The 13,143-nt window shown below is 75.8% G+C and carries 10 protein-coding genes and 1 riboswitch; of the genes, 7 read left to right on the top strand and 3 right to left on the bottom strand.

Annotation, left to right across the window (positions count from 1 at the left end):
* Positions 1–64 precede the first annotated feature (64 nt).
* The gene (locus BM051_RS18125; protein ID WP_243859308.1) at positions 65–1,654 is read left to right on the top strand and encodes a penicillin-binding transpeptidase domain-containing protein; all 1,590 of its coding nucleotides are present in this window, start codon (positions 65–67) and stop codon (positions 1,652–1,654) included.
* Between the two features lies 1 nt (position 1,655).
* On the opposite strand, the gene BM051_RS18120 is transcribed toward BM051_RS18125, so the two are convergent.
* Positions 1,656–2,318 carry an MOSC domain-containing protein gene (locus BM051_RS18120; RefSeq protein ID WP_092532099.1) on the bottom strand — a complete coding sequence of 221 codons (663 nt, stop codon included), beginning with the start codon at positions 2,316–2,318 and terminating at the stop codon, positions 1,656–1,658.
* A 471-nt stretch (positions 2,319–2,789) separates the two neighbouring features.
* Between BM051_RS18120 and BM051_RS18110 the strand changes: the two genes are divergently transcribed.
* The 4 genes from BM051_RS18110 (at position 2,790) to BM051_RS18095 (ending at position 7,542) form a co-directional block, all read left to right on the top strand.
* Complete coding sequence (locus BM051_RS18110) at positions 2,790–4,268, top strand: potassium/proton antiporter (RefSeq protein ID WP_092531496.1); 1,479 nt, start codon at positions 2,790–2,792, stop codon at positions 4,266–4,268.
* A gap of 77 nt (positions 4,269–4,345) precedes the next feature.
* Positions 4,346–4,460, top strand: a riboswitch (SAM riboswitch).
* A gap of 37 nt (positions 4,461–4,497) precedes the next feature.
* A complete protein-coding gene (locus tag BM051_RS18105) occupies positions 4,498–5,886 on the top strand; it encodes an aminotransferase class V-fold PLP-dependent enzyme (protein WP_092531494.1) in 1,389 nt (462 codons plus the stop codon).
* Positions 5,887–5,932: 46 nt separating this feature from the next.
* Positions 5,933–6,619 (top strand): signal peptidase II, encoded by a 687-nt coding sequence (gene lspA / locus BM051_RS18100; RefSeq protein ID WP_424923257.1) that lies wholly within the window; start codon positions 5,933–5,935, stop codon positions 6,617–6,619.
* Complete coding sequence (locus BM051_RS18095; protein ID WP_092531490.1) at positions 6,616–7,542, top strand: RluA family pseudouridine synthase; 927 nt, start codon at positions 6,616–6,618, stop codon at positions 7,540–7,542. The genes lspA and BM051_RS18095 overlap by 4 nt, the downstream gene beginning before the upstream one ends.
* Before the next feature lie 3 nt (positions 7,543–7,545).
* Here BM051_RS18095 and BM051_RS18090 read toward each other — a convergent pair whose 3' ends face one another.
* Positions 7,546–7,983, bottom strand: a complete 438-nt coding sequence (locus BM051_RS18090) for a DUF6338 family protein (protein ID WP_092531488.1) — start codon at positions 7,981–7,983, stop codon at positions 7,546–7,548.
* Between the two features lie 340 nt (positions 7,984–8,323).
* Positions 8,324–9,385 carry an AsnC family protein gene (locus BM051_RS18080; RefSeq protein ID WP_092531484.1) on the bottom strand — a complete coding sequence of 354 codons (1,062 nt, stop codon included), beginning with the start codon at positions 9,383–9,385 and terminating at the stop codon, positions 8,324–8,326.
* Between the two features lie 212 nt (positions 9,386–9,597).
* Here BM051_RS18080 and BM051_RS18075 point away from each other — a divergent pair, with 212 nt between their 5' ends.
* The gene (locus BM051_RS18075; RefSeq protein WP_092531482.1) at positions 9,598–11,259 is read left to right on the top strand and encodes a DUF885 domain-containing protein; all 1,662 of its coding nucleotides are present in this window, start codon (positions 9,598–9,600) and stop codon (positions 11,257–11,259) included.
* On the top strand, positions 11,256–12,935 hold the full coding sequence (locus BM051_RS18070) for a DUF885 domain-containing protein (RefSeq protein ID WP_243859309.1): 1,680 nt from the start codon (positions 11,256–11,258) through the stop codon (positions 12,933–12,935). The genes BM051_RS18075 and BM051_RS18070 overlap by 4 nt, the downstream gene beginning before the upstream one ends.
* Positions 12,936–13,143 lie beyond the last annotated feature (208 nt).

Genomic DNA, 13,143 nt, shown 5'->3' with positions numbered 1-13,143 from the left:
CGGGCACGCATAGTGAACCGGCTGTCGCCATCCGCGGACGGCCGCGTCCGAGCCAGGGGGTGTCGTGCGGGAGCGAACGCGGCGGTGGGTGCTGGCGACGGGCGCCGTCGCGGTCGTCGGGATCGTCACCGCCGCCGTGGTGACGTTGACCGCCGAGGGCGGCACGAGCACCCCGGCGAAGGACGCGCCGTCGGCCGCCGACACCGCCCGCCAGTTCCTCCTCGCCTTCGCCGGCGGCGACGCCGCCGCGGCCGCGGCGCACACCGACGACCCGGCCGCGGCGCGGCGCGTGCTCGCCGACGCCCACTCCGCGCTGCGCCCCGAGCGGCTCACCGCCCGGCTGACCACCGCCCCGACCGGCGACACCCCCGGCACGGCCACGCTGACCTGGACGTTCGGCCCGGACACGGCGTGGACCTACGACACCCGTCTCGAGCTCGCCGAGGGCGAGCGGGGCTGGCGGGTCCACTGGAGCCCCGCGCTGGTGCACCCGAGCCTGGGCGCCGGCCAGCGGCTCGCGCTGCGCACCGGCGGTGGTGGCCCCGCCGTGGTCGACCGCGCGGGCACCCCGCTGCTGACCTGGCAGGGCACCCGCGCCGTCCCGGCCGGCGGGGTGAGCGCGCCGGTGCTGCTGCCGGCCATGGCCAGGGTCGCCGGGGAGCGGGCCGCCACCAGCTGGTCGGTCGACCTCGTCGACACCGCCGGCACCGTCGTCGAGACCCTGCGCGGCCCGCCGCCGGAGGACGGCGCACCGCTCACCGCCACGATCGGCCTGCCGGTCCAGCGGGCCGCCCAGTCCGCGGTCGACGGCGCCGGCCGGCCCGCGCTGCTCGTCGCGCTCCAGCCCTCCACCGGCGACCTCCTCGCCGTCGCGCAGAGCCCCGAGGTCGGCGCCGATCCGAGGGCGCTGTCCGGGCTGTACCCGCCGGGCTCCACCTTCAAGATCGCCACCGCGACCGCGGTGCTGGCGCGCGGCGCCGCCACCGCCGACACCGTCCTCCCGTGCCCGAGCACGACCACCGTCGGCACCCGCACCATCCCCAACGACGACCGGTTCGACCTCGGCCCGGTCCCGCTGCACCGCGCCTTCGCCGCCTCCTGCAACACCACCTTCGGCCGGCTCGCCAGCGAGCTGCCCGCCGACGCGCTCGCCGGCGCCGCCGACCAGCTCGGCCTCAACGCCGACTTCGCCATCCCCGGCATCGACACCGAGGCCGGCACCGTGCGCCCGACCGGTGACCCGGTGCAGCGCCTCGAGGACGGGATCGGCCAGGGTGACGTCGTCGCCAGCCCGTTCGGCCTCGCGCTGATGGCCGCGACCGTCGCCGCCGGGGAGGCGGTGACCCCGCGGCTCTGGCGCGAGCTGGACACCACCGTGAACGAGGGCTACTCGGCGCCGCCGCAGCGGGTGCTGCGCCCGCTGCGCGGCATGATGCGCGAGGTGGTCACCGGCGGCACCGCGACCGAGCTGAGGAACCTCGGTCAGGTGTCCGGCAAGACCGGCACCGCCCAGTACGACACCGGCGTCCACGCGCACGGCTGGTTCGCCGGCTTCCGCGGCGACCTCGCGTTCGCCGTGCTGGTGCCGAACGCGAACACCTCCGACCCCGCCGTCGCCGTCACCGCGCGGTTCCTGCGCGACCTGCCGCGGTGACTCACCCCACCCGCTCGGCCGCCTCCCTCGCCCGCCGCAGGGCCTCCCCGTGCAGGGCGTCGCCGGCGGCGAGCAGCCGCGGCAGCGACTCCCGCTCGGTGGTCAGCGCGCGGAACACCAGCTCGACGGTCACGTCGTGGTCGGGCTGGTGCACGATCCGCACCGGGTCGCCCGCGGCGATCTCGCCGGGCACGATCACCCGCAGGTAGGCACCGGTGCGGCCACGCTCGGTGAACCGCCGTACCCAGCCCCGCTCGCCCAGGTGCCCGGCGAAGGTGCGGCACGGGGTGCGCGGCGCGGTCACCTCCAGCACCACCCGCTCACCCACCCGCCAGCGCTGCCCGATCGGCGTGCCGTTCAGGTCGAGCCCGGACGTGGTCAGGTTCTCCCCGAAGCACCCGTGCGGCAGCGGCCGGCCCAACTCGGCCGCCCAGCTGTCGAGGTCCTCCACCGCGTAGGCGTACACCGCCTGGTCGTCGCCGCCGTGGTGCCGGCGGTCGCCGATCTCATCGCCGACCAGCCCGCTGCCACCGGTGCCCTTCGCCCCGGGCGCGCGGACCGTGACCGGACCGGCCATCGGCCGCTTCCCGATCGCGGTCACCCCGGTGCTCGCGTGCTCGCTCGGCTCGGCCTTGCCGACGCTCACCGACAGGATGATCCCCATGCCGGAACGGTAGCGGTGCACCGCCCCGCGGGTCACCGGAATACCAAGGAGACCGAGGGTAGCGAGCCCGCGCCGAGCCCTTGACCTGCGGGGATCGGCCACGTCCGGGCGGATTGGTGTCCACCGGCGCGGTAGCGTGGCCGGCGTGGCAGGTGCGCTCCGGTTCGCGGTCCCGGTTTCGCGGTCCCGGTCAGGCCGGGCGCCCGGCGGGAGGCCGTCGGCGGCACGGGGGACGGCGCGCTCGGTCGCGCGCTGCTGGTGGCGGTGCGCGCCCGCGGTGGACGGCGGGGCCACCGCGGCGGTGCGGGCGGCGCTCGCCGCCGCGCTCGGCGTGCGCGCCGGGGGCGTCGAGGTGGTTCGGGGAGCGCGGGCGGGACGAGCTGGTCGAGGTGACCGATCCCCCACCGGGCACGGCCGAGCGGCTCGACGCTCTATTCTGGAACCGGTGACGGTCGCGCAGGGGGAGGGAAGATGGAGCAGCTTCCCACCCTGCTCGGTGTCGGCGCGGCCGTGCTGCTCGCCGCGGTGCTGGCCGTCCGGGTATCCATCCGGTTAGGACTGCCGTCGCTGCTGCTCTACCTGGGTATCGGTGTGCTGCTCGGGGAAAGCGGCCTCGGTATCGAGTGGGACGACGCCGTCCTGACCCAGTCGCTCGGCCTCGCCGCGCTCGTGCTGATCCTCACCGAGGGTGGGCTGACCACCCGGTGGACCAACGTCCGGCCCGCGCTCGGACCCGGGGTCGCACTGTCCACTGTGGCCGTCGGGATCAGCATCGCGGTGACCGGCACGGCGCTGCACTTCCTGCTCGGCCTCGACTGGCGGACCGCGCTGCTGTGGGGCGCGGTGCTCGCCTCCACCGACGCCGCGGCGGTGTTCTCGGTGCTGCGCGGCGTCGGGGTGAGCAAGCGGCTCGCCGGCGCGGTCGAGCTGGAGTCCGGGCTCAACGACGCCCCCGCCTACATCGCGGTGGTGGTGCTCGCCACCGGCGTCACCGTCGACTGGACCCTGCCCCTGTTGGTGGTCTACCAGCTGCTCGCCGGCCTCGCCGTCGGCCTGGCGTTCGGCTGGCTCGGCGCGTGGACCCTGCGCAGGGCCGCGCTGCCGGCCACCGGGCTGTACCCGCTGGCGACGGTCGCCGTGTGCGTGGTCGCCTACTCCTCCGGCCAGCTGCTCCAGGCCTCGGGCCTGCTCGCCACCTACGCCGCCGGCCTCGTGCTCGGCAACGCCCGGTTGCCGCACCGGTCGGACACCCTGTCGTTCGCCGAGGGGTTGGGCTGGCTCGCGCAGATCGGGCTGTTCGTCCTGCTCGGCCTGTTCGCCTCGCCCGGCCGGCTGCTCCACGCCGTGGTGCCCGGCCTCGTCGCCGGCGCGGTCGTGCTGCTGCTCGCCCGCCCGCTGTCGGTGCTGCTGGCCACCCTGCCGTTCCGCGTGCCGTGGCGGGAACAGGCGTTTCTGTCCTGGGCCGGCCTGCGCGGCGCGGTGCCGATCGTGCTCGCCATCATCCCGCTCAGCGAGGGCGTGCCGGGCGCGGGCCGGCTGGTGGACGCGGTGTTCGTGCTGGTCATCGTGCTCACCCTGCTGCAGGGCGCCACGCTCAGCCCGCTCGCCCGGCTGCTCGGCCTCGCCGCGCGCGCCGAGCCGAGGGAGATTCAGGTCGACTCGGCGCCGCTGGACGAGCTCGCCGCCGTGCTGCTCCAGGTGCGGATCCGGCCGGGCTCCCGGCTGCACGGCGTGTACCTGCCCGAGCTCCGGTTGCCCCGTGGCGCGTCGGTGAGCCTGGTGGTGCGCGAGGGCCGCGGCTTCACCCCGGACAACTCCACCCGGCTGCAGGAGGGCGACCAGATCCTCGTGGTGGCCACCGAGGAGTCGCGCGCGGCGGCCGAGCGCCGGCTGCGCGCGGTGGACCGGGCCGGCCGGCTGGCCCGCTGGCGCGGCGAGTCCGGCCGCTGACCTGGCCGGTTCGGGGCTCCTCCCACGTGGTGGACGCGGCTCGCCGTGGCCGCGCCGGGCCGCTACCGTTCTGCCGAGGTCATGAGTGCCAGCGCCAAGCCCCGGCTCGCTGGCCGGCAACCCTCCTTCCGCGGTGGGGTGCCCCGGGTGAGGACCTGGACCGGCACGCGGTGTGCCGGTCAAGCGCGGACCCCTCGCGGGTCCGACCGGACCACGTGGAGGATGCCCGATGACACTCGCGCTCGACACGGTCGACGCCGCCGTCCCCGCCCCGACCCCATCGCCCGCGCCGGCCGTTCCCGCCGTGGTCGGCGCGGATCTTCCGGTGCCGCTGGTCACCGGCGGCCGGATCGGCTACGCCAACCTCGATCACGCGGCCAGCGCGCCGTGCCTTGCCGCCGCGCGCGCCGCGGTCGACGAGTTCCTGCCCTGGTACGCCAGCGTCCACCGCGGCGCCGGGTTCGCCTCGCGGGTGAGTACCGCCGCGCACACCGAGGCGCGAGACGCCGTGCACCGGTTCGTCGGCGCCCGCCGCGGCGACACCGTGGTGTTCACCCGCAACACCACCGACGCGCTGAACCTGCTGGCCCGCGCGGTGCCCCGGCACACCGCGGTGGTGCTGTTCGACACCGACCACCACGCCGCGCTGCTGCCCTGGCGCGGCCCGCACGTCCACCGCGTCCCGACCCCGACCGACCCGCTCGCCGCGGTGGCCGCCGCGGACGCGGCGCTCGCCGCCTGCCCGACCGGGCCGCGACTGCTGGTGGTCACCGGAGCGTCCAACGTGACCGGTGAGCTGTTCCCGGTCGCCGCGCTCGCCGCGGTGGCCCGCCGGCACGGCGCCCGGGTCGCGCTGGACGCCGCCCAGCTCGCCCCACACCGCCCGGTCTCGCTGCGCGAGCTGGACGTCGACTACGTCGCGCTGTCCGGGCACAAGCTCTACGCCCCGTTCGGCGCGGGCGCGCTGGTCGGCAGGGCGGACTGGCTGCGCGCCGCGCCGCCCTACCTGGTCGGGGGCGGGGCGAGCGCGCTGGTCGAGCGCCGCGGGGACGGCCTCGGCGTGGCCTGGCACGCCGGCCCGGAGCGGCACGAGGCCGGCTCGCCGAACACCGTCGGAGTCCACGCGCTGGGCGTGGCCTGCGCCGAGCTGGCCGCGCACTGGCCGGCGGTCATCGCGCACGAGCGCCGGCTGCTGGACCGGTTGCGTCGCGGCCTCGCCGCGGTGCCCGGCCTCACCCAGCTGAGCCTGTTCGAGGGGAGCCAGGTCGACCGGGTGGGCACGGTGAGCTTCGTGCTCGACGGCGTGGACCCGGGATGGCTGGCCGCCGTGCTGTCGGCCGAGTACGGGATCGGGGTGCGCGACGGCGCGTTCTGCGCGCACGTCGCCACCCGGCGGCTGGTGGCCCGCGCCGGCCAGCCGGCGGGACCGGCCGTCCGGGCGAGCCTCGGCCTCGGCACCACCGCCGAGCACGTCGACCGGCTGGTGCGCGCGCTGCGGCGGGTCGTCGCGCGCGGCGCCGCGTGGACCTACGCCCGCGAGGACGGGCGCTGGGTGCCCAGCCCCGACCCGCGGCCGCTTCCGCCGTTCCTCGGTGACGGGCCGGGCCGGCCGGGCTGACCGGGCGGGGTGCGGCCGGTGCCCGGCGCCCGTGGAGAATGGCCCGGTGAGCAGCGAACACCCGGGCCGGCCCGAGGACACGGCTCGACCGGCGACACCGGCCCAGCCGGACGCGACCGCCCAACCGGAGCCCCCGGCCCGACCCGGATCCGACCAGCCCGCCGGTCCCGACCAGCCGGACTCCGCCGGCGGTGTCGATGACACCGACCGGCCGCCGCGTCGGATCGCGTTGATCGGGCTGGTGGCGCTGGTGGTGCTCGCCCTCGACGTCGCCACCAAGGTCCTCGCCACCGCGACCCTCGAGGGCCGCGCGCCGGTCGAGGTGCTCGGCGGCCTGGTCTACCTGCAACTGGTCCGCAACCCGGGTGCCGCGTTCTCGATGGCCACCGGGATGACCTGGCTGCTGACGATCGTCGCGATGGCCGTGGTGGTCGCGATCGTCTGGCTGGCCCGCCGGCTGCGCTCCACCGGCTGGGCGATCGGCCTCGGGTTGGTGCTCGCCGGCGCGCTGGGCAACCTCGTGGACCGGATCTTCCGCGCGCCCGGCCCGCTGCGCGGCCACGTGGTCGACTTCGTCTCGGTGTTCGCGCCCAACGGGGACGTGTGGCCGGTGTTCAACGTCGCCGACTCGGCGATCGTCGTCGGTGCCGCGCTGATCGTGCTGCTGTCCCTGCTCGGCCGGGACTACGACGGAACCTCCAGCCGGCGCCGCGCGCGCGGGAGTGGGCGGTGACCGGCCGGATGCTGCCCGTGCCGGACGGGTTGGACGGGATGCGGGTGGACGCCGGGTTGGCGAAGCTGCTCGGGCTGTCCCGCACCGCGGTCGCCGACCTGGCCGAGTCCGGCGACGTGCTGCTCGACGGCAGGCCGGCGGGCAAGTCCGACCGGCTCACCGCCGGCGGGTTGCTGGAGGTGACCCTGCCGGAGCCGGAGCGGCCGGTGGAGGTGGTGGCCGAGCCGGTGGAGGGGCTGCGGATCCTGCACTCCGACGACGACATCGTCGTGGTCGACAAGCCGGTCGGGGTGGCGGTGCACCCCAGCCCCGGCTGGACCGGGCCGACCGTCGTCGGCGGGCTGGCCGCCGCGGGGCTGCGGATCTCCACCTCCGGCGCCGCCGAGCGGCAGGGCGTGGTGCACCGGCTCGACGCCGGCACCACCGGGGTGATGGTGGTGGCCAAGAGCGAGCACGCCTACACGGTGCTCAAGCGGGCGTTCAAGGAACGCACCGTGGACAAGGGGTACGACGCGCTGGTGCAGGGGCACCCGGATCCGACCAGGGGCACCATCGACGCCCCCATCGACCGGCACCCCCGACACGACTACAAGTTCGCCGTGGTGGCCGGCGGCCGGCCGAGCGTGACCCACTACGAGGTGGTGGAGGCGTTCCGGGCCGCGTCGCTGGTGCGGATCAAGCTGGAGACCGGACGCACCCACCAGATCCGGGTGCACTTCGCCGCGCTGCGCCACCCGTGCGTCGGCGACCTGACCTACGGCGCCGACCCGGTGCTCGCCCGCCGGCTCGGCCTCACCCGGCAGTGGCTGCACGCCCGGGGCCTCGGGTTCGCCCACCCCGCCGACGGCCGCTGGGTGGAGTTCACCAGCGACTACCCGCCGGACCTGGCGCGCGCGCTCGACACCCTGCGCGCGGAGAGCTGAGCGCTACTCCCGCAGGTAGCTCACGGTGAGCAGCGTGATGGTGCGCGCGCTGATCGCCGCGGCGCCCACGTCCGGAAGCTCCGTGAGGGTGCGCTCGCCCGGCGCGCGGTAGCCGATCGGCGCCCGCAGGGTGATCTCCCGGTCGGCGACGTCCTCTCGCATCCGGCTGAAGGACAGCAGCGTGCCGGTCACGTAGGAGCCGTCGTCGAGCACCACGCCCACCAGTACCGTCGCGCCGGGGTGCTCGGTGAACAGCATCGTCCATGCCGAGATGTGTGCCTCGTGCTCGCGGTGGCCCACCATCCGGCGCACCCAGGGCAGCCGCGCGGCCACCCGGCGGGGCCACCGCGAGCAGGGTGGCCACGGCGAGCAGCCCGACACCGACCGAGCCGCCGCCCCGGACGGGACCGGGGAGCCGCCGTCGCCGTACTCACCACCCATGCCGCAGTCACCGGCGGGTGGTCAGTTCCGCGCCGGGTGTCGCCCGCACCGGGGCCGCGGTACGGGGGAGCGTGGCCTCCGGTGGTGCCGCCCGACGCCGGGTACGCGCGGCAGCCAGGGGGCGGCGGACAGGTCCGGACCGTCGCGGAGCCGCCGCCGACGCGGGACGGCGGCGGGCCGTGGTACCACGCGGACGGCCACGGTTCCGCCCACCAGCCTTACGGTCCGTACCACTCCCCGCCGGTCCGGCTCGAGTCGGAGGACGAGCCGTTGCCCTCCCCGGTGCGGTTCCACCGGGCGGCCCTGGCCCGGCGCGCACCGTTCCCCTGGTGAGTCCGGCTCAGTCGACGGACCAGGTCAGGGACCGGTGGTCGGGCTCGGGGCGGGGGCTCCAGCGCACCGCCACCACACGGGTGGCCTCGGGCAGCACGTACACGGTGTGCCCGCCGGCGGTCTCGCCCGGCCGCACGCCGATCTTGTGCGGCGGACGGGAGGTCAGCGACACCGGCGCCTTGGTGACCGTGCCGCCGTCGGCGGTGACCAGCTCCAGGTAGTTGTCCGGCAGCGAGACGAACGGGATCCCACCGCGGTTGCTGATCTCGGTGTGCACCACCACGGCCCGCTCGCCCTCGTCCAGCCGGTAGCCGGCCGCGCCGAACAGGTAGTCGGCCGGGTCCTGCACCTCCAGCAGCTGCACGGTGAGCCGCTCGCCCTCCAGCCCCTGCGTCTCCAACACGTCACCGATCCGGCCGGTGCGACTCGTCGGCGCCGCGGTGGCCGTGCCGGCGCCGGGAGCGTCGCCGCGGGCCCAGGACGCCGTCTGCGGCGGCCCCCACGTGCTCATCACCGGGTCCGGCGGTGGGGCGGGCGGGCGGTGCTCGGCCGGCGGGTAGGGACCGGACGGGGTGCCGGGCACCGCGTGCCCGGCGCTCGGACTGGGGTACGCCCCCGGGGCGGCAGCCGTCGGGTAGGCGCCGGACGGCGCGCCCTGCGCCGGGTACGTCCCCGACGGCGTGCCCTGCGCCGCGTACGGTCCGGACGGTGTGCCGTGCACGGGGTAGGGCCCGGACGGCACGCCCCGTGCCGCCGGCGCGCCGGGGCCGGTGGCCGGACCGGGACCGGCCGACCCGGAACCAACCGATCCGGGGCCGGGCGCCGCCGGGTAGGGCCCGGAGGGCGGGCTGGCCGGGGGAGCGGACCCGGCCAGTGCGGCCCACAGCCCCCGCGGGTCGCTCTCCACCCCGACCAGCAGGGGCAACCCGCTCCCGGAGAGCCCGACCAGCCGGTACGCCACCTCGCGCGGGTCCATCCCGACCTTCGCCGCCAGCTCGTGCACGGCGGTCTTGCCCACCTCGGCCAGCGCCGCGAGCAGGCGGGCGTCGACGGGATCGGTCACAGCCACGAGCCCAACATAGCCTGCGGTCCCGTTCGCCCCGCGGCCCCACACGACGGCGCCGGGGCCCCACCCCCGCCGAGTCCAAGACCAGGGAGACCGAGGGCAAGCGGACTGGTGCACCGTTCTGACCTGCCCGAACAGCGTGCTTTCGGTCGGATTGGTAGCTACCGGCACGGTAAGCTCGCGACGGTACCGCCGCCGACGACTGGGGACCCCGCATGACCGACGTAGTCTCGTTCGCCGACGAACTGGTCGAGCTGATGTTCGACGCCCAGCCGTTGTCGCCGGCCCTGCTGGGCCTGGAGTCCGACCGGACCGGCCTGGCCGACCTGTCCGAGGAGGCCGAGCGGACCCATCGCGGTCGCGTGCTCGACCTGCTCCGCCGGCTCGCCGACGTCGACCGCGCGGCGCTGCCCGAGGGGGACCGGGTCACCGCCAACGTCGTGCTCCACCAGGGACGGGCGCAGATCGACGTGATCGACACCAGGTCCGTCGAGTTCACCGTCAGCGACCTCTTCCACGCGCCCGCCGCCGGCCTGCTCACCCTGCTGCCGATGGTGCCGGTGGCCGGCGACCGGCAGGCGCGGGCCCAACTCGACCGGCTGGCCGCGATTCCCCGCTACCTGGAGCAGGCGCTGGACCGGCACCGGGCCGGTGCCGCGGCTGGGCGGGTGCCGGTGGCCCACCTGGTGCACGCGGCCGTCGCGCACCTCGACCGCTATCTCGCTGCGCCGGAGCGGGACCCGCTGCGGCGCCAGCCCGCGCCGAACGCCGAGTTCGACCGCGAGCGGGAGCGGCTGCTCGCCGACGTGGTCCGGCCCGCGTTCGCCGCCTACCGCGACGGCCTCGCCACCGACATCGCCCCGCACGGCCGACCCGCCGACCGCCCCGGCGTGTGCTGGCTGCCCGGCGGCGAGCGGATCTACGCCAGCCTGGCCAGGGTCCACACCACCGTCACCCACCGCACGCCCGACGAGCTGCACGAGACCGGGTTGGCGGTGATCGAGGGCCTCGCCGCGGAGTACCGGGAGATCGGGTCGCGGGTGTTCGGCAGCACCGACCTCGGGGAGATCTTCACCCGGCTGCGCACGGACCCGGCGCTGCGCTGGCGGGACGCCGACGAGCTGCTGGACACCGCGCGGGCGGCGATCACCAGGGCCGAGGCGGCGGCCCCGAACTGGTTCGGCCGTGTCCCGCCGCAGCCGTGCGTGGTCGAGCCGGTGCCCGCGGCCGAGGCGCCCGGCGCGCCGGCCGCCTACTACCTGCTGCCGGCGGCGGACGGCTCCCGGCCGGGCACCTACTTCGCCAACACCCACGAGGTCACCGAGCGGTTCCGGCACACCGCCGAGGCGACCGCGTTCCACGAGGCGGTGCCGGGACACCACTTCCAGCTGTCCACCGCGCTCGGCCTCGCCGAGCTGCCGCTGCTGCGCCGGATCGGCGACTTCACCGCCTATGTGGAGGGTTGGGGGCTGTACTCCGAGCGGCTGGCACACGAGATGGGGCTGTACTCCGGCGACGTCGCGCTGCTCGGGATGCTGAGCATGGACTCGCTGCGCGCCGGCCGGCTGGTCGTCGACACCGGTCTGCACGCCAAGGGCTGGAGCCGGGAGCGGGCCGTGGCGTTCCTGCGCGAGCACACCCCGATGCCCCCGGTCGAGATCGAGTCCGAAGTGGACCGCTACATCACGTATCCGGGGCAGGCGCTGGCGTACATGGTGGGCCGGCTGGAGCTGCAGGAGATGCGGGCGACCGCGGAGAAGGCACTGGGCGACCGGTTCGACATCCGCCGGTTCCACGACCTCGTGCTGGGCGGGGGCGCGCTCCCGCTTCCGGTGCTGCACACCGTGGTGACGAGCTGGGCGGAGGGGAACCGATGAGCGAGACGGTGAGCACGGCCGATCGGTTGGCCGACGAGTGCCTGGACCTGCTGTTCCGGGTGGACCCGCTGTGGCCGTCCCTGCTCGGCGTGCCGGGCGAGCACGACCGGCTGCTGCCCGACCACGCCGCCGCCACCGCCGCGCGGAACCGGGCCGCCTTCGCCGACCTCGCCGCGCGGGCCGAGGCGCTGGACGCCGAGACGCTGTCCGAGCGGGACGTGGTCACCCGGGACGTGGTGATCCAGCAGGCGCGGGTGGCCATCGACCTCGTCGACAGCCGGGGCGTGGAGATCGCGGTGAGCGACACGTTGGACGCGCCCGTGCAGCGCCTGGTGTCCGTGCTGCCGATGATCTCGCTCACCGACACGGCCAAGGCCGAAGGCTACCTGAACCGCCTGGCGGCAGTTGGGTCCTATGTGGACACCACGATCGAGCGGCAGCGGGTTGGCGCCGCGGACGGCCTGCTGCCGCCGGGATTCCTGGTGGAGGCCGGGATCGCGTGGGCCGACCGCTACCTGGCCGACCTCGCGGCGGACCCGTTGCGGCTCGCCGCCGAGGTCGACGTTCCCGGCTTCGCCGCCGAGCGTGACCGGCTGCTCACCGACGTGGTGCGGCCGGCGGTGCGCCGGTACCGCGAGTTCCTCGCCGGTGAGCTGCGGCCGAGGGCGTTGCCCGCCGACCGGCCGGGGCTGTGCTGGCTGCCCGGCGGCGAGGAAGCCTACGCGGCGTTGCTGCGGGTGCACACCAGCACCGACCGGGGCGCGCGGGAGTTGCACGACATCGGCCTGCGGCTGGTCGAGGAGCTGGCCGCGGAGTACCGGGAGGTCGGCTCGCGGGTGTTCGGCAGCACCGACCTCGGGGAGATCTTCACCCGACTGCGCACGGACCCGGCGCTGCGCTGGCGGGACGCCGACGAGCTGCTGGACGCGGCCAGGTCGGCCATCGCCAGGGCTGAAGCGGTGGCCTCGAAGTGGTTCGGTCGAATCCCGCCGCAGCGCTGCGCGGTGCTGCCGGTGCCGGAGTCCGAGGCCGAGGACGGCACGATCGCCTACTACGTCGAGCCCGCGCTCGACGGGTCGCGGCCCGGCCGGTACTACGCCAACACGCACCGCGCCGCCGAGCGCAGCCGACACACCAGCGAGGCGATCGCGTTCCACGAGGCGGTGCCGGGGCACCACTTCCAGCTGTCCACCGCGCTCGGGCTGACCGAGCTGCCGCTGCTGCGCCGGGTCGCCGACGTCAACGCCTACACCGAGGGCTGGGGGCTGTACTCGGAACGGCTCGCCGACGAGATGGGCCTCTACAGCGACGACGTGGCCCGGCTCGGGATGCTCACCCAGGACTCGATGCGGGCCGCCCGGTTGGTGGTGGACACCGGGCTGCACGCCCTCGGCTGGAGTCGGGAGCGGGCGGTGGAGTACTTCCGGGAGAACGTGCCGATGCCGCCGCTGGAGATCGAGGCGGAGATCGACCGCTACGCCGGCCTGCCAGCGCAGGCGGTGTCCTATATGGTCGGCCGGCTGGAGATCGAGCGGCTGCGCGGCATGGCGGAGCGCGAGCTCGGCCCGGTGTTCGACATCCGCCGGTTCCACGACGTCGTGCTGGGCGGCGGCAACCTGCCGCTGTCGGTGCTGGACACCGTGGTGCGGGACTGGGTGGCCAGCCAGCGCGGTTGACGTGTCGTCCCTTATGACGAACGCGCGATGACAGCGACTCTCACACTACTGGGCGCACTGGGCCGGCGAACTCCCGGCAGAGCAGGCCGACGACACCTTCCTGCTGACCACGGATCCCGAGGTCCTGGAGCGGGCTGCGGCTCGCGCATCATCCGCTGAACCGCGCGGCTGGGTGCGGGTCTGACCGGGAGAACAGGATTCGGGCCGC

It is taken from the genome of Amycolatopsis arida (assembly GCF_900115565.1).
Lineage (GTDB): Bacteria > Actinomycetota > Actinomycetes > Mycobacteriales > Pseudonocardiaceae > Yuhushiella > Yuhushiella arida.
This window is presented reverse-complemented; position numbering and strand designations above follow the sequence as displayed.

Coding starts and splice junctions, on each gene's coding strand:
- BM051_RS18120 (WP_092532099.1), bottom strand. CDS start 2,318: ATGGGGATCATCCTGTCGGTGAGCGTCGGCAAGGCCGAGCCGAGCGAG.
- BM051_RS18110 (WP_092531496.1), top strand. CDS start 2,790: ATGGAGCAGCTTCCCACCCTGCTCGGTGTCGGCGCGGCCGTGCTGCTC.
- BM051_RS18105 (WP_092531494.1), top strand. CDS start 4,498: ATGACACTCGCGCTCGACACGGTCGACGCCGCCGTCCCCGCCCCGACC.
- BM051_RS18090 (WP_092531488.1), bottom strand. CDS start 7,983: ATGGGTGGTGAGTACGGCGACGGCGGCTCCCCGGTCCCGTCCGGGGCG.
- BM051_RS18075 (WP_092531482.1), top strand. CDS start 9,598: ATGACCGACGTAGTCTCGTTCGCCGACGAACTGGTCGAGCTGATGTTC.
- BM051_RS18070 (WP_243859309.1), top strand. CDS start 11,256: ATGAGCGAGACGGTGAGCACGGCCGATCGGTTGGCCGACGAGTGCCTG.